This is a genomic window from Kribbella albertanoniae (assembly GCF_004348455.1).
GTDB classification, from domain to species: Bacteria; Actinomycetota; Actinomycetes; order Propionibacteriales; family Kribbellaceae; genus Kribbella; species Kribbella albertanoniae.
Genome location: NZ_SMKA01000008.1, coordinates 1 through 16,760 on the forward strand (window position 1 = coordinate 1; position 16,760 = coordinate 16,760).

Below are 16,760 nucleotides of genomic sequence, written 5' to 3' on the forward strand. Positions count from 1 at the left end.
GGTCACCAACGCACCAAGCCCGCGGGACTGATCTGTCCGCGGCTCCCGCGCCAAGCCCGAGTCGACCACCACCCTCACCCCAGGCACCGTCAGCGAACTCTCCGCGACCGACGTCGTGACCACGATCCGACGCGTGGCGGCCGACGCCAGCGCCCGGTCCTGCTCAGCCCGCGACTGCCGACCGAACAACGGCAAAACATTCTCACCCGCCAACCGCTGCGTGACACCGTTGATCTCGGCCTCCCCCGGAACGAACACGAGAATGTCGCCCTCGTTCTCAAGCAACGCACGCCGTACGACGTCCGCGACGTGATCGAGCAGCCGCGGATCGACCCGCCCACCGGGCAGCAGCGGCACGGGAACCGGTGGTGGGGCCCACTCGACCGCCACGTCGAACAGCGCCGCATTCGCGGTGATCACCGGCGCCTCCCCCAAGGCGCGGCTCAACCTGACCGTGTCCGCCGTGGCCGAGGTCGCAACGATCGCGAGGTCTTCCCGAAGATTCGCCCGGATATCGACGCAGAACGCGAGGAGCAGATCGGCATCGAGGTGCCGCTCGTGACACTCGTCGATCACGATCGCGGCCACACCCGGCAACTCCGGGTTCGCCTGCAAACGCCGTACCAGCAGGCCTGTCGTCACGACCTCGACCCGCAGCCCGCTGCCGCCGCTCCGTTCACCGCGCATCGCGTAGCCGATCCGCTGCCCGAGCGGTTCGCCGACCAGCATCGCCAGCCGAGCCGCGGCCGCGCGGGTCGCCATCCGCCGCGGCTCGGCAACGATGATCGTGCCCCCGAGCGCATCACCCAGCGCCAGCGGCAACAGCGACGTCTTCCCGGACCCGGGCGGCGCCACCAGCACCGCCGTACCGTGCGAGCGCACCGCATCGACGGTGGCCGGCAGCACCGCCCGGACAGGCAGATCCGCTCCAGGTACCGACGATTCAGGCAGCAGCACGCCCCGACGCTAGCCGACTGGGGTTTTCACGGCTTCCCGAAGAGCTCGATCTCCGCGATCGCGGTCAGGGTCGCGCGGCTCGGGTTGGTGCTGCGGACGACGGCGATCTGAACACCGCGGGCGTCGTCGACCTTCAGCTTGAACTTCTGGTACTTCGAGCTGTCCGCGAGCCGGAACCGCTTGATCACCGGCTTGTCCTCGGTGAACACCGTGATCTCCAGCTCGGCCGGCCGCGGCCCCGCGACGAACTTCGGTGTCTGGTCCGAAACGCCCGCGTAGATCCCGAAGTGCGTGAGCCGGACCGGCTGCTGGAACGTCCCCGCCACGTACGGGCCGACCACCGCGTTCTTGCCGACCTTCGGCGCTCCCCAGTAGGTGTTCTTCGCACCGTCGAACGCAAGGGCCGGAGCCTGTTTGCCGACCGCTCCACTGCCCTTGATCTTGGTCAGATGCACCGGCTGCGGGTCGGTCACCATGTCCTGCACGGCATGCACGGCCCGCATCACCAGCGGGCGCTGGGGAAACGCGAGGATGCCGCCACCGGCCAGCAGAGCCAGTACGACGCCAATCCGGGTCGCACCGCGGAACCGGCGGCGCGCGTTGCTCGGCCGGAACCGGGTGCCCGCGGCATAGACGCGCTCGCGGCCGAGAAAGCGTCGCCACCAGGCGGCCTTCCGGATCACCTTCGCGTCGACCAGGCTGAACCCGCACTTGGCGCAGAACCGCCGGGTGCCCTCGTTCGGCATCCCACAGCCGCCACAGATCCGCGAACCGGTCGGAATGATCACCGGCGATTTGGACCGCCGCGGCATCTTCCGCTTGACCGTCTGCGGCTGCCGCGAGCCCGGCTGCTGCCCTTCGGGTTGCCTGGCCACTTGCTCCGGTGCGGGCAGCGGGACCGGCTTCTGGGACCCAGTGATCTCCTGAGCCGGCACCGTCGCCACTGCTGCCGCTGCGGGTTGTGCGACTACCGGTACCTGTGTGACTGCCTCTTGCGGCTGTACGACGACAGGCGTCGGCACAGCGCCCGGCTGCTCGACCTTCTCGCCCTCCCACTCCAGGAAGACGCCGCAGCGCCCACAGAAGACAGTGCCGTCCTCGTTCTGCTCTCCACAATCACTGCACAGGATCATTGCCGACCTCCATGACCTCGATCCGGGCCGGCAGATTCGCCGGCCGTAGCGCTTCGACAACGCGGTGCACGACCGCCCCGTCTGCTTCTGCGGGCACCCGTACGACGAGTCGCGGCAGAGCGGAGCCCGGTGGGGCGGACTGCGCTTGTGCGGACCACGCCGTACCGCCTGACTCCGTTACCTCGGCCTCGATCCCGCAGGCCAGCCGCAGGGTCTCGCGCAAGGCGGACGCTGCGCCGCGGGAGCCGTGCAGCTCGACCGCGGCCGCAACCAGCAACCGCTGCCGGTCCGCCGGGATGCGTGGATCGGTGAACGCCGCCACCCAGGAGCCGAGCACCTCGACGAAGTCCTCTGGTGCCAGGGCGGGATCCAGGTACGCCGGGAAGTTGTCCAGCGTGGACACCACCGGCGCCAGGGCGTCGTCGAAGACACCGGTCAGCCGCGTCGCGAGATCGTCCTCGGCGTACAGACCGGGCAGGATCGCCAGCAAGGGGTGGGGGTTGTGTAGACCGTCGACCAGGCCGCGCATCGGTACTACCTCCGCACCTGGATCTGGTGCTCGAACGAGAACACCAGCTCCGTCCGGGCCAGGTCGATCCGCTCGACCGGCGTCTCACTGCGCGTTCCGAGGACCGGATCCGCCAGGTACAGCCGCACGTCCTCCACCGACTCGACACCGCGCACCCGCTGCAGTGCGGCGTGGATGTCACCGGTCTGTACGGCGCGGCCGAGTGGCCAGCCGTCTTCGCGCGGACCGCCGACCTGCGGGTGCAGCAGGCGGTAGACCGCGGAGAGCGCTGCTGGGCGTACTCGCTCCGAGGACGCGTCCGCGGCCGCTGTCAACCGAGCTACGACCGTCACCGCCCGGTAGTACGGCGGTTCGATCAGCAGGCGGGCGCCGAGCATCCGGCGCGGCTCCAGGTGCTCGGCCAGTCGCTGCAGTACCTCGTCGGAGGGCCGCAGCGCACCGAAGTCGGTCTGGGCTTCCGGGTCGCCGGACAGTCGCGGAATCACCAGCAGGCGAACGACATTCGGCTCACTCTCGTCTCCCGGGACGCAGTGCACGCGGCCGAGCTCGGGAGTCGCCTCACGCGCCAGCAGCTCGTAGTCCTCGGCTGTGACGGCACGGGACGCCGTACGCAGCGAGAGCGGTCCACGCTGCATCGCATCGGCCACCTGCTCGCCGTCGACGCCACCGATCGCAGGGCGCCGGTTATCGACCTCAGACACGAACGGGAGCGAGCTCTTGAGCACCCGGAGTGCGTGTGCTGCGACGTTGCCGGCGCTGCCCCCACCGATCCGGTACCGGTCGAGTCGCAGTACGGCGCCCTTCGGCGGCACCGCGCCGTACGACGTCAATGCGCCGTCGGGCTGGCGGACCGCCGGACCGAACAGCAGTTGGCCGGTCTGCCGGTCGAGTGCGAAGTGGTGGTCATCGGCCGTGGACGCGGCGAAGCTGTCGACCAGTGTCCATTCCTGCCAGCCGTCGTCGGTTCCGACTCGCAAGACCTCGGGATCTGCCGAGAGCGCGATCGGGCGACGCTCGAGAACGAACCGCTGACCGGCGCTGCCGTCGCTGCGCCCGATCTCCTCGAACAGGACGGCCTCGGCGTGCTCGGCGGTCGCCGTACCGCCGATCGTGGAGGCCTCGACCGAGCGCAGCTTCGGGGACTCGCTGTAGAACGGCTGATCGACATCAGGCTCGGTCAGGACGCAGCGCAGCCAGCCGGCCCGCTGCTGCGCGACCACCGACGGGACATGGTCACGCGGAATGTGCAGCACGATGTCGCCGGCCCGGTTGAGACCGCCGGTACCGTCGCGGTCGACCTCGCAGAGGACCCAGTCCTCGCCGTTCCAGGCCTCCCACCGCAGCGGCGGATCCAGCGGATCGACGCCGATACCTTCGACCTCGCAGTCCATCCGGAGCAGGATCGCGCAGGACGGCGCTGCCTCGGTGAGCCCCAGGTAGAGAGCGCTCCCTGGCGTCGGCGGCTCGGGGAAACAGTCGAACCCCACCCCGTCCTGCAGCTCGACGGTCCGGTCCACCGCTCCGCCACCAACGTTGCCGGTAGCAACGGTCTGCAGGGCGGTGGCCACGATCGGCAGGTCGTCGACGGTACTGAACCCGGTCGCCTCATCGTGTTCGGTGCGCAGCGTCGCAACCTCGGTACCGGCCCGGACGGTGATCGTCTCGGGCTGGGCCGCGGACAGCCAGAAGGTGACGTCGGCCCGGGCCGCTGCCGGCGCGAACAACTTCACCCCGATCAGATCGAGGAAGCGCAGATAGTTGCGCTCCGGCACGCGGTTCAGCCGGTACATCAACTGATCGACCATGGTGGCGAACGCCTCCACCAGGGTGACACCAGGATCCGAAACGTTGTGGTCGGTCCACTCCGGGCAGCGCTGCTGGATCATCCGCTTGGCGTCGTCCACCAACTGCTGGAACCGGCGGTCATCGAGGTTGGGCGCGGTCAACGTCATGATGTAGCTCCAGCGTCGATCTCGATGTGCTCTGGGATCAGGTAGAACGGGAAGACGAGATTCCGGGGGTTGTTGCTGCCGCGGATCGTGTAGTGCAGGTCGATGTAGAGCGCGCCGGAGTCGACCTGGTCGAAGTGCACCTGGACGTCGAGCAGATCGATCCGCGGCTCCCAGCGGTCCAGCGCGATCCGGACGTCGGCGACGATCTTGCCGGCCGTGGTCGCGTTCGCGGGCGCGAAGATGTGGTCCTGGATCCCGCAGCCGAACTCCGGCCGCATCGGCCGCTCACCGGGTGCGGTCCCGAGGATGAGCCGGATGCTCTCCTCGATCTCCCGGTCGGCCCGGACCAGCGCGACCCGCCCGGTCGCGTCCGTACGCAACGGGAAGGCCCAGCCGGCGCCGACGAACTCCGAGCTCACCTCATCCTCCGATCATCACAGTGGGCGCGCCCATCGCGATCGGTGCGCCGCAGGCGGTCATGTCCCCCAGCCGCGCGGCCGGCAGGCCGCCGATCAGCACGGTCATCGATCCCGGCGGTACGACGGCCGACGGCGGATGCAGCGGGATCGCACAGATGTGCGGGGTGCCGACCGTCGCGGCCGGCATCCCACCGATCAGTACCGTCGGCACTCCCGGTGGGCCGAGCGCGCCGCCGTGTCCGGTCGGGTCGCCTACCCGGGCTGCTGGTCCTGGCATACCCAGCTCCTCAGTTGATCTTCACGAGTGCGGCCTGCAGGGTGAGCGCCGCGCCGCCGGTGATCTCGGTCGCGGCCTGCCCCTTGACTCCAACCTTCGCGGCCGACAACGTCGCCTCCGCGGTCCCCTGCAAGGCGACCTTGACGCCCTTGACGTTCACGTCGCCGGTCCCGCCGTCGAGCGTGATCCCGGACCGCGCAGAGAGCGCGATCTTGTCGCCGCCGGTGATCTTCACGCTGCCGTTCTGCGCCGTGATGTCGACGCTCTCCTTGGCCTCCACCACGACCTTGCCGTCGCTGTGAACAGTGATCACGGGTCCGTTCCCGGCATCCATGGACACCTTCAGCTTGCCGTCGCCGGTCTGCAGCCAGATCCCGTTCTGCGCCGCCGCCTCGAGCAGTTCGAGCGAGTGTCCGGTGCGGCTGACCATCGCCCGCCGGCTCACCTGACCCGCGCCCGCGTCCACGCTCTCCGACTGAGCGGCGTACGGGAGGTTCTTGGCGCTGTAGAGACCACCGAGCACGTACGGCGCGTCGATGGCACCGTGGTCGAACGCGACCAGCACCTCGTCGTTGACCTCCGGGATGATCATCGCGCCACGGTTGCTACCGGCACCGGCCTGGATGACCCGCGACCAGGTGGTGGCGAAGTCGTCGTGCATCCAGGGCAGCCGGACCTTGACGCGGCCGAGCTTGTCGGGGTCCTTGATGTCGGTGACGACCCCGGTGACGATGCCGTGCCGCTCGGAGCCGGAGCCGCCACTCAGCCCGAGCATCGAGCGATCCTGCTGACCGGTGACCGAGATCAGGGTGGTGTAGCCGCTGTCGTTGTCGAAGACGTGCCGGACCCGGGAGAGCGTGTACTTGCCGTCGAACGGCGCGCCAAGGTTGCTGAGGGCAACGGCTGATCCGGCATGCAGGTTCGGGTTACCCCGGCAGACGCCTTCCAGCTCCGCGAAGGTCCCGGCCACGCGCTCGGCGAGCGCCTTGGCGGCAGCCTCCGCGGTCGCCTGCGTGCGGTGCGGAACGTGCGTGACCACCCACGGCTGCGCGCCGAACGACTTGGCCAGGTCTGCCGGTTTCGCGCCGATCTCGGCGGTCTTCGTCTGGACCGGCGCCGTGGCAGAAACCGCTCTCTGACTGGCGTCGTCCCAGCCACGGACCTCGACCGAGGGCACCTGGCCGGCCGCGGTCACCGCCGTACGCAACCTCAGGAGGTCGGATCCGAGCTCAAGGGCTTGGGCCTGAGTGCCGTCCGAACCACTCGGTGCGGTCGAGGCGTCGACCGGTTTGGTGAAGGCGAGCGTCTTGTTCTCGACCGCCAGGTGGTAGCCGACGCTGTCGGCGAGCGCGCGCAGGAAATCCCAGTCGGTCTGGTTCGCCTGGCTGACCAGGTCGTGCACAGTACTGGTCGAGTCGATCTTCGCGGTCCGGATGTTATTGCGCTGGGCAACTTTCTTCACGATGTCGCTGATCGTCGACTGCTGGTACGTCATGCTCCGGGTGCCGCGCAGCATCCGGTGCGCCGCGTCGTACCCACGCACCACCGTGAACGTGCCGGTGCTGTCCACCTCGATCTCGAGCGCGGTCACCTCCGCGATCAGGAGATCTCGGGGAGCGCTCTCTTGGAGCGCGTGCACGGAGAGCTTGATCTCGGCACCGATCGTGATCTGCGCTTTCGCCAGCACCAGGCGATCCGGATCCCGGAAGCGCAGCGTGAACATGTCCGGAAGATGCAGGTTGTCGTCCACCCAGACCCCGGCCACGAGCGCCAGGAGATCCTCAGAGAGCGCTCCCCCAGCAACGCTGATCCCGAGGGTGCTGGTGATATTGGCGTTGGCCATCTCAGCCTGCCAGCAGTTCGTCCGGGGACGGCAGCAGCAGCGTGCTGCCTGGCGCGACCCGGTGCGGGTCGTCGATGTCGTTCGCCGCCGCGAGCGGCCGCCACATCGCCGGATCGCCGTACTCGGCGTACGCGACCGCGGCCAGTGTCTCGCCCTCCAGCAACACATGGGTACGGCGGGCGGTCAGGCTGCCCGAGGTCGGGTTCTGCTTGGGCGTGATCGCCGGCATCTCCTGGAGATCGACCGTGCAGGTCGCCCGGACCGGCGTTCCCTCGGGGGTGAAGAGCGTGTACTTCGCGGTCACCGAGGTGATGAAGCTCGGGAAGAAGTCGAGCGCTCCCCAGTGGAAGACCACCAGCGGCGGGACCGGCTTGTTCTTGCCCAGGCTGTTGTCGGTCGGGGCGCAGCACTCGAAGAGTGATTTCACCGCCTTCACGACGGAGTCGTTCATGGTGTCGGTGGCGTCGAAGAACATCTCCACCGTCAGCTTGCCGGGCTCCGGGCCCTGGAACTCCGGCGGCGCGGCCTTCTTCGATCCGCGGGCCGGCTCGCTGTTCCACTTGGCGGCCTTCTTGACGGTGAGTTCGTTCGGGTTGAACTGGAACGCGATGGTGCCCTTGGTCGCGCCCAGTGTGGCGCCGGCCCCCTTGTTCGGCATCGCCTCGTGGATCTCCAGGTAGGCCTTCGCCAGATTCCCACGCGCCACCGCCCGCACCACCCCTCGTCACCGGCCGGCTCTCCAACCGGACCTTGCTGTCGAGGCTAGGGACGCGGCCGCCACTCAGGCAGGTGCACCAGCGCCGCACCGAGGGACCTCCCCTCTTCCCGAAAGGGCAGCGCGAATTAGGATCGCCTGACAACGTTCTCCGCTGGGGGTGAGAGCGACGGGGCCTCCGTCTCTGCAGATCGACGTTCTCGGGCCGGCCGAGCTGTTGACGCCTGCCCGCGAACCGCTGCCACTGCGGCAACCGCTCGGTCGTGCGCTCGCGGTCCGGCTGAGCCTGGCCCGGGGCAAACCCGTTGCCGACAGCATCCTGATCCGCGATCTCTGGGGCGACGACGACGCAGCCCGGCCACTCGCCCGGCTGCGGGTGCTGGCGTCCCGCCTGCGCGGCGCGCTCGGCGACCATGCCGGGGCGCTGCAGCGGACCTCGGCCGGCTTCAGCCTGCAGGCCGAACCGGCCGACCTGGACGCCGCTGAGAGAGCGCTCTCTGGTCTTGACGCCATCCGCCGCAGCGGCGACCAGGCCAGGGTGTTCGAGACCACCACGGCTGCGCTCTCGCGCTGGCGCGGTGATCCGCTCTCCGATCTGGACGGGATCCCGTTCGTTGCTGCCGAACGGCAGCGCTTGGGATCCCTGCGTCTTGAGCTACAGCTGGCCTGGGCCGAGTCCGGCCTCGCGCTCGGCAAGTTCGTCGAGCCGGAGCTCGAGCGACTGGTCTGCGTCCATCCCTTGCACGAACGGCTGGTCGGGCTCTCCGCGCAAGCGCTCTTCCGAGCCGGCCGCCAGGCCGACGCGCTCGACCGGCTCCACGCGCTGCGGGTCCGGCTGGCCGACGAACTCGGCATCGATCCGGCGCCCGAGACAGTCTCTCTCGAGGACGACCTGCGCACCCGTCTCACGGCCGCGCCCAAGCCACGGACCTCGTTGCCGACTGCAGCACGAACCTTCGTCGGCCGCGAGCAGGAGCAGGCCGAGCTGCTGCGGCAGATTCAGCAGCCCGGCCTGATCACCTTGCTCGGCGGCCCCGGCGTAGGGAAGACCCGGCTGGCCCGGGAGCTCGCTGCCCGGACGACCGAGAGCGGCCGTGCGGTCGCCTGGCTGGACCTGGCCCCCGCTCAGCCGGGAGACGACCTGGAGAGCGCTCTCGCCGGCGCTGCCGGGGCCACCAGCGGAGACCACTCGATCGGCCACTCCGCCGAACTGCTGGCGGACGCCCTGCTCGTCGTCGACAACGCCGAGCACCTGGTCGAGCAGGTCGCCACGGTGATCGACGTACTGAGGTTCAAGGCCACCGGCCTATCGATCCTGGTCACCTCCCAGCGCCCACTCCGCCTGACCGACGAACAACTCCATCGAGTCGCTGCCTTGACCGCCGCGGAGGCGACCCAGCTGTTCTGCGATCGCAGCGGTGCCGAGCCAAGCGCGGCAGTAGACCGAATCTGTACGGCGGTCGACCGCCTCCCCCTCGGCATCGAGTTGGCCGCCGGCCTCACTCGAACCCTCTCTGTCGACCAGATCGCCCAGCGAATCGAACACCGCCTACGCCTACTCGTCCGCGGCCTCCGAGACGCCGGCCCCCGGCACGTCAGCCTCCGCTCAGCCCTCGACTGGAGCCACGAACTACTAGGCCCCCAGGAACAAGTAGCCCTCCGCCGCCTGGCCGTCTTCGCCGCCGGCTGCACCCCCCAGGCCGCCGCCTTCGTCCTCACCGACTCACCGAGCGACGGGCTGGGTGGTGGCGGGATTGCTGCTGAGCAGGTCGATAGGTTGCTGGCCGAATTCGCGGACCGGAGTCTGATCACCAGCGGCGACGAGCGTATCGGGCTGCTCGAAACGGTCCGCGAGTATGCGCTCGACCAACTGCGTTCGTCGGGGGAAGAGAGTGCTCTGCGGCACAGGCACGCTGCCTGGTGCGTGGAGCTCGCGAAGTTCGGCGGAGCGTACGGTCCACAAGATCAACGCCTGCTCCTCGGAGAACCCGAGCTCGCTCGCCTGGTCCGGCTGGAAGAGCCCAACATGCTCGCCGCCATCGACTGGTGCATGGGCGACGGCAACGACCCCGGCCGGGTCAGCGAGTTCGTCGCACCACTCGGCTGGCACTGGATGTCCCGCGGAATGATGGCGCAGGCCAGCGAGTGGTTGTGGGCGTCGCTGCCCGCCCTGGCCGCGGGAACAGCAGAGCGCGGAAACGCTCTCCGGGGATTCGCATTCCAGGCCCGCAGCGTCGGCCGGTACGACGAAGCGCTCCAGGCCGGACTGGAGTGTCTGGAGATCCAACGTGCCTTGGGTGACGATCGTGGTCTCGCGCGTACGTACCACGTGCTGACCCTGACCAGTCTCGGACTCGACGACGTGTACGCCGCTCTCGACTACGCACACCAGGCCGGGACGATGGCCCGGGCGCTGGATCTGCCGATCGTGCTCGGTGCATCACTCAACTGCAGCGGCCTGGGCCTGCGCATGCTCGGCTACCCGGCCGCGGCCAAGGAGATGTTCGAGGAGGCGTACGACATCTGGGCCGCGGTCCGCGACGACGAAGGTCTCGTGCTGGCTTCGAACCATCTCGGCGTACTGGCAGTCCAGGCCGGCGACACCATTGAGGGGCGGCGCCGGGCCCTGTTCTGTCTGCGGATGGCACGCGGTATCGGCGGCCTGCTGGGGATCCTGGACGGTCTTGCCCTGCTCGCCACAGTCGAGGCCGCCGAGGGCAACTACGAAGACGCAGTCCGGCTGATCGCCGTCGTCGAGTACCAGCGCGAGGAGCTGAGCAGCCCCATCCAGGTGGCCGACGAGGCCAGCGCTCTCGCCGCTGCCTGGGCAACCTGCCGTGAGGCCCTCGGCGCCGAGGCCGACCGGCTGGCGGAGTTGTCGCGACGCCAGTCGCCGGAGACGCTCACCGCCGAGATCCTGGCCGGCTGATGCGTCTCGAGACGCACGTTCTCGAGAGGCATGTTCTTGAGATGCACGTTCTCGGGCCGCCCGAGATCTTGTCTGCATCGCGAGAAACGTTGCTGGTGCGGCAGCCGCTCGCTCAGGCGCTGGCGGTGCGGCTCGCTCTCGCCCGCGGTGAAGCGGTTGCCGACGACATCTTGATCCGCGATCTCTGGGCGGACGAGGAGGCCGCCAGACCGGCCGCCCGGCTGCGGGTGCTGGCCTCACGGCTGCGTGGCGCGCTCGGGGAGCACTCGACCGCGCTCCGCCGCAGCCCGGCCGGATTCAGTCTGCTGGCCGAGCCCACCGATCTGAACGCCGCTGAGAGAGCGCTTTCTACGGTCGACGCAGTACGGCGTTCAGGAGATCAGGCCCGGGTGTTCACCACGGCCGCGGCCGCGATCGGTCTGTGGCGCGGGGATCCGCTGGCCGGTCTGGAGGACATTCCGTTCGTCGACGCGGAACGGCGGCGGATGCAGATGCTCCAGGTGGATCTGCAGCTCGCGTGGGCCGAGGCCGGGCTCGCGCTCGGCCGAGCGGTCGGACCGGAGCTCGAAAGAATGATCGCCGTCCATCCATTGCACGAACGGCTGGTCGGGCTGTCCGCACTCGCGCTGGCCCGAGCCGGCCGGCAGGCGGATGCCCTCGATCGGCTGCGTGGGCTGCGATCCCGGCTCGCCGATGAGCTCGGCATCGATCCGACACCGGAGACGGTCGCCCTCGAGGACGATCTACGGGGTCATCGCCCACCGGCACCGCGGATTCCGTTGCCGACGGCAGCGAAGAACTTCGTCGGCCGCGACCGCGAGCTGACCGCGCTGTTACGCGAACTGCGGCAGCCGACGCTGATCACGCTGCTGGGTGGACCGGGCGCGGGCAAGACCAGACTGGCCCGAGAGGTCGCCGCGCAGGCGGCCGAGAACGGTCGCTCAGTGGCTTGGTTGGACCTCGCACCGCTACGCCAAGGCGACAACCTGATCGCCGCACTCGCTGGTGCCGTCGGAGCCGATGGCGGTGGCGAGTCACTGGGCCACTCCGCCGAGCTACTGGCCGGCGCGCTGCTCGTCGTCGACAACGCCGAGCACCTCGCGGACGCCGTCGTACCGATGATCGAGGCGTTGCGGTTCAAGGCGGCCGACCTGTCGATTCTGGTCACCTCGCAGCGCGCGTTGGGTTTGTCAGCTGAGCAGGTACGACGGGTTGGGCCGCTGGCTGCTGCGGATGCGGCTCAACTGTTCTGCGACCGCAGTGGCGCCGAGCAAAGCCCTGCAGTGGAACAGATCTGCGCCGCGGTCGACCGGCTCCCACTCGGCATCGAACTCGCCGCGGGTCTGACGCGGACGTTGTCCGTCGAGCAGCTCGCGGCACGGATCGACGGCCGGCTGCGGCTGCTGATCCGCGGGTTTCGTGATGCCAGGACTCGGCATTCGAGTCTGCGGGCAGCTCTGGACTGGAGCCACGAACTGCTGGAGCCACCGGTCCGAACGGTTCTGCGGCGGATGGCAGTCTTTGCCGGGGGCTGCACCTTGGATGCGGCCGAACAGGTGCTCGCCGGTGACGGCATCGTGGCCGACGAGGTGGCCGAACTGCTCGCGGTCCTGGTCGACCGCAGTCTGGTCACGATGGATGCGGACGAGCGGTTCAGTTTGCTGGAGACCGTGCGCGAGTACGGCCTCGACCATTTGCGGGCGGCCGGCGAGGAGAACGCCGTACGGAATCGGCATGTTCGGTGGTGTGTGGAGCTAGCACAGTTCAGCCGGCATGCGGCAGCGCTGCATCAGCGGCTGGCGTTGCGGCAGCAGGTGACCGGGCGGGTACTGCGGCTCGAGGAGCCGAATCTGGTGGCGGCGATCGACTGGTGTCTTGCCGAGGGCAACGATCCGGCGCGGGTCGGCGAGATCGTCGCGCCGTTGTCGTGGCATTGGGTGTTCCGCGGCCTGATGGGCCAGGCTCGCGCGTGGCTGCGGGCGTCGTTGGCCGGGCTGACCGAGCCGACGGTCGAGCGTGCGGCGGCGTTGGCTGGGCTGGCTGCGCAGACCCGGTTCGCGGGTGGGTTCGCCGAGGCACTGGAGGCCGGGCTGGAGAGCGCGGCCATCTATCGCTCGCTCGATGACAAGCGTGGGCTGGCGATTGCTTCGCAGGGGTTGACGTTGACGAGTCTCGCGCTGGATGACGTGTACGCCGCTTTGCAGTTCGGGCGCGAGGCCGAACTGCTCACGCGTGAGCTGGGGATGGGCGTCGTACTGGGTGCTGCGCTGAACTGCAACGGGATGGCGCTGAGGCAACTCGGCTATCCGGTTGAGGCCCGGGCTTTCATCGGCGAGGCGTACGACGTCTGGGCCGAGATGAACGACGAACAGGGCAAGGTGCTGGCCATCGGGAGCCTCAGTCTGCTGGACTTCCAGGCCGGCGATCTCGCTCAGGCCCGCGCCCGGGCGCTTGAAGCGCTGCGGATCGCGCGCGGGATCGGGTACTCGACCGGCGTACTGGATTGTTTCGGGCTGCTCGCGATCCTCGCGGCCGCCGAGGGTTCATACGAGCTGGCGGTCCGGCTGCTCGCGGTCAGCGACCACCAGCGCGCCGAGATCGGCGCCCCGGTCCTCCTCACCGACCGCCGCCAGGCCGAAACCACCGCCTGGGCCCAGTGCCGCGCCGCCCTCGGCCCCGAAACCGACCGCCTAGCCACCCTCGCCCGCCACCAAACCCCCGAGCCTCTCGCCGCTGAGCTCCTCGCTCTTTGACTCTGTCACCCGCGGCGCCCCAGCGATTAGACAAGACTTCTTGTGCAAGACAAATTGTGCTGGCTTCGCGTCATTCGGAGCACCGAGGTCAGAGGCGCCCGCGGGCCACGGCGAGCTGATCCACGATGGTTGCGGCGCCGGCCGCCTGAGCGAGCGCGGTCGCCTCGGCCAGGAGAGCCTCGGCGTCGGCGGACCTGCCCTGGTCGATGGCGAGGTGGATGAGGCCGACGAGGTTCGCCGCCACGCCCTCGGTGAAGCCGAGCTTCCGGCGCAGCTCGGTGGACTCCCCCAGCAACCGGCCTGCGTCCTCGGCTCGCCCGTCCCGGTGAGCGGCGATACCGAGGTGGCGGAGGGCGTAGGACAAGATCAGTTCGTCACCGCTCTCGCGAGTCAGCTCAGCCGACGACACGAGCGCAGCCAGTGCCGGCTCGGCGTCATCGCGAACGACCTGATGGAAACAGCCAATCCAGAACAACGCTTCCGCCCGGCCCCGCGCGTCTCCCAGCGCTTCGTACAGCTCGAGAGAGCGCTGGAACAGTTCCAGCTCACGCGATTCCTTGCCTTCACGGCCGTCGACGAAGTGCGCGTGCAGCAACTTCCCGCGGGCCAGCGCCAGCTCAGCCTCAGCCGCATCCAGCTCGCGATCCACACCCGCGAGCCCAGTCATGTCCCCCTGGAAGATCGCCAGCTCGTACTGCTCGCCCGCCTGCCGCACACGTTCATCCACGCCCACCAACGTAGTACCCGCGGAGTTCAGCGCTTCGTGGCGATCAGCACGTCGATCCCGTCCAGGATCCGCTCGAGGCCGAAGGCCACATCGTCGTCCACCACTTCGTCGGTGTACTCGTTTCCGGCCATCATGGCGGCCAGGACCGAATAGCCGAGTTCCTGCAAGCGGGGCTCGAGGAACTTGGTCACCGCCGCCGACTGGACGGACGTGGCAGTGCTCTCGCGCACGTCGCGTCGCGTGGTGGCGAGCTGCCGCGCGTAGCCATCCAGGAGGAACGCGCAGGCGATGGCTTCACCGGGAGTCAGGCCGGCGCCGGTCAGCACCTTCAGGATCGCCTCTGCCCAGCCCAGCAGATTCGGCGTCACTGGAGCCCCACGGACCGGCAGGTCGCAGAGCCAAGGGTGGACTTCGCAGCGGTCGAGCATTGCCCTGGTCCAGATGGTCGCAGCGGCCCGCCAATCCCGCGCATCGGGCAGCAGTTCCGGCGCCGGGCCCCAGGCTGCTTCGGCGACGAGCACCAGCAGTTCGTCCCGGGACCTGACATAGCGGTAGATCGCGTTGGCGGTCAGGCCGATCTTCTGGGCGATCTTGGGCATCGACATGGCGGCGAACCCGTCGGCGTCAGCCAGTTCGACAGCGGCCGCGACGACCTGCTCGACGCTCTGCGACGGCTTCCGGCCGAGCTTGCCCGCCTTGACCGGAAGGCTCCAGGCCAAGGCGAGTCCCGGCGGCAACTCCGCATCGTCGGTGATCGGCATCAGGTCGGTTCCTCTCGTCGGCAACGCGCCGATTGACTTCGTGTGCACCTTACACTTATATTTCGTGGGACCCACACACAAATGAAACCAGGGCAGGGGAACGAGATGGAACAGCCACGACAGAACCAGCGAACCGGCCGTCGATTCAGCACTTCTCGCCGACTGGGAGTGCTCCTGACCGCGGCGTTCCTCGTCGCCTCGGCGGCCGGCGGCGGCGCAGCAACCGCTCTCTCGGGCAACGACGCCGCTGCCACCGTGGTCGCGACCGACCTCGGCGCCGTACGAGGAAAGCTCGAGGCGGACGCCAGGGTCTTCCAGGGGATCCCGTACGCCGCGCCGCCGATCGGTGAGTTCCGCTGGGCGTCGCCACAACGGGCCGCTCCGTGGCCTGGCATTCGGGACGCGACCAAACCCGGGAATCGCTGCGCCCAGGCCGAAGGGCTGATCGATCCGGCCAGCACGACCGAGGACTGTCTCTTTCTCAACGTGACGACGCCGCGCCGCGGCAACGAGCGCAAACTGCCGGTGATGGTGTGGATCCACGGCAACGGCTTCATCAGCGGCGCCGGCAGCCTGTACGGCGCGCAGCAGCTGGCGAGCAGTGGCAACGTGATCGTCGTCAGCTTCAACTACCGGTTGGGAATCTTCGGGTTCCTCGCTCACCCCGCACTCAACCACGGTCAGGCGCGGAACCTGTCGGGCAACTTCGGCCTCGAAGATCAGCAGGCCGCGCTGCAGTGGGTCAAGCGCAACGCCGCGGCCTTCGGCGGGGACCCGGGTAACGTCACGATCTTCGGCGAGTCTGCCGGCGGGACCAGCGTCTGTGCTCAGTTGGCCGCGCCGGGATCCGCAGGTCTGTTCCAGAAGGCGATCGTGCAGAGCGCCCAGTGCACTGGCCGGAAGTGGTCGCCAGGGCCGCCGACATGGTTCCCGCTGCCGCGTTCTGAACGGGAGAAGAACGGTGTCGAGATCGCTGCCACGATCGGCTGTTCCGCCCCCGGCACCGCAGCGAAGTGTCTACGCGGCAAGCGTGTGGACGACCTCGCAAAGTTGTCCGATGTCGGGGTCGGCTCAGGTCCTACGTACGGCGGCGGCCTGCTTCCGCTCAGCCCGGAGCGCGCCTTTGCCACCGGCCGCTTCCATCGTGTCCCCATCGTTCAAGGGATCACACGCGACGAGCACAACCTCTTCACCGCAGCCATCGAAACAGCGACTAGCGAGGTGACGACCCCCGCGACCTATCGTGCACAACTGGACGCGGTGTTCAGCGCGGCCGATGTCGAACGCATCCTGGCCCGGTATCCCGTCAGCCGCTTCCATTCCGCGGGCGAGGCATTGTCGGCCGTCGTGACCGACTGGGCGTGGGGCTGCACGGTTCTCGATCAGAACCGCGTACTCGCCAGACACACCCCGGTGTACGCCTACGAGTTCGCCGACGAGACCGCTCCCTGGTTCACCACTCTCCCGAAGCCCAACTTCCCCACCGGCGCGTTCCATGGTGCTGAACTGCAGTATCTCTTCAACGACGAGCAGCTCCCCGGTCCGGGCACGCCCGCGCAGAAACAACTGTCCGCAACGATGATCCAGTACTGGGCGCAGTTCGCAGCGACCGGAAACCCGAACGGCGACGGACAGCCACGGTGGCTGCCCTTCCAGAGCCGGGACCACGTCCAGTCACTCGCCCCCACCAAGATCGGCCCAGCCGATCTCGCCCAGGAACACCAGTGCTCCTTCTGGAAATCGCTAGGTTCCTAACCTCGGACCG

General features: G+C 68.8%; 13 protein-coding genes. 3 read left to right on the top strand and 10 right to left on the bottom strand.

The annotated features are described in order from the left end of the window. From E1261_RS03815 to E1261_RS03850, 8 genes are all read right to left on the bottom strand, one after another. A partial coding sequence (locus E1261_RS03815; protein ID WP_272948548.1) for a helicase-related protein occupies positions 1-957 on the bottom strand: 957 nt, incomplete at its 3' end. A gap of 26 nt (positions 958-983) precedes the next feature. Next, on the bottom strand, positions 984-2,090 hold the full coding sequence (locus E1261_RS03820; RefSeq protein ID WP_132401885.1) for a zinc ribbon domain-containing protein: 1,107 nt from the start codon (positions 2,088-2,090) through the stop codon (positions 984-986). After that, on the bottom strand, positions 2,074-2,619 hold the full coding sequence (locus E1261_RS03825; RefSeq protein ID WP_132401888.1) for a phage tail protein: 546 nt from the start codon (positions 2,617-2,619) through the stop codon (positions 2,074-2,076). The genes E1261_RS03820 and E1261_RS03825 overlap by 17 nt, the downstream gene beginning before the upstream one ends. A gap of 5 nt (positions 2,620-2,624) precedes the next feature. Further along, a complete protein-coding gene (locus E1261_RS03830; protein WP_132401891.1) occupies positions 2,625-4,571 on the bottom strand; it encodes a putative baseplate assembly protein in 1,947 nt (648 codons plus the stop codon). Next, positions 4,568-4,990, bottom strand: a complete 423-nt coding sequence (locus E1261_RS03835; RefSeq protein WP_132401894.1) for a GPW/gp25 family protein — start codon at positions 4,988-4,990, stop codon at positions 4,568-4,570. Before E1261_RS03835 ends, E1261_RS03830 begins: the two co-directional genes overlap by 4 nt. A 1-nt stretch (position 4,991) precedes the next feature. Then, positions 4,992-5,267 carry a PAAR domain-containing protein gene (locus tag E1261_RS03840; protein WP_132401897.1) on the bottom strand — a complete coding sequence of 92 codons (276 nt, stop codon included), beginning with the start codon at positions 5,265-5,267 and terminating at the stop codon, positions 4,992-4,994. Positions 5,268-5,277: 10 nt separating this feature from the next. Next, positions 5,278-7,110 (bottom strand): VgrG-related protein, encoded by a 1,833-nt coding sequence (locus tag E1261_RS03845; RefSeq protein ID WP_132401900.1) that lies wholly within the window; start codon positions 7,108-7,110, stop codon positions 5,278-5,280. A gap of 1 nt (position 7,111) precedes the next feature. Continuing rightward, entirely contained in the window at positions 7,112-7,816 is a 705-nt protein-coding gene (locus E1261_RS03850; protein WP_132401903.1) for a CIS tube protein, read from the bottom strand. 169 nt (positions 7,817-7,985) lie between these two features. Between E1261_RS03850 and E1261_RS03855 the strand changes: the two genes are divergently transcribed. Together E1261_RS03855 and E1261_RS03860 are read left to right on the top strand one after the other, a co-directional pair. Next, positions 7,986-10,754 (top strand): ATP-binding protein, encoded by a 2,769-nt coding sequence (locus E1261_RS03855; protein WP_165952349.1) that lies wholly within the window; start codon positions 7,986-7,988, stop codon positions 10,752-10,754. A 41-nt stretch (positions 10,755-10,795) separates the two neighbouring features. Next, the gene (locus E1261_RS03860; protein ID WP_165952350.1) at positions 10,796-13,507 is read left to right on the top strand and encodes an ATP-binding protein; all 2,712 of its coding nucleotides are present in this window, start codon (positions 10,796-10,798) and stop codon (positions 13,505-13,507) included. A gap of 88 nt (positions 13,508-13,595) precedes the next feature. Here the strand turns inward: E1261_RS03860 and E1261_RS03865 are convergent, their stop codons facing one another. Together E1261_RS03865 and E1261_RS03870 are read right to left on the bottom strand one after the other, a co-directional pair. Next, positions 13,596-14,234: a tetratricopeptide repeat protein gene (locus E1261_RS03865; protein WP_132401912.1), complete on the bottom strand. Its 639-nt coding sequence runs from the start codon at positions 14,232-14,234 to the stop codon at positions 13,596-13,598. A 26-nt stretch (positions 14,235-14,260) separates the two neighbouring features. Continuing rightward, positions 14,261-15,043 (bottom strand): TetR/AcrR family transcriptional regulator, encoded by a 783-nt coding sequence (locus E1261_RS03870; RefSeq protein ID WP_238175993.1) that lies wholly within the window; start codon positions 15,041-15,043, stop codon positions 14,261-14,263. A gap of 57 nt (positions 15,044-15,100) precedes the next feature. Between E1261_RS03870 and E1261_RS03875 the strand changes: the two genes are divergently transcribed. Further along, a complete protein-coding gene (locus E1261_RS03875; protein WP_132401915.1) occupies positions 15,101-16,750 on the top strand; it encodes a carboxylesterase/lipase family protein in 1,650 nt (549 codons plus the stop codon). The last annotated feature ends 10 nt before the right edge of the window (positions 16,751-16,760 follow it).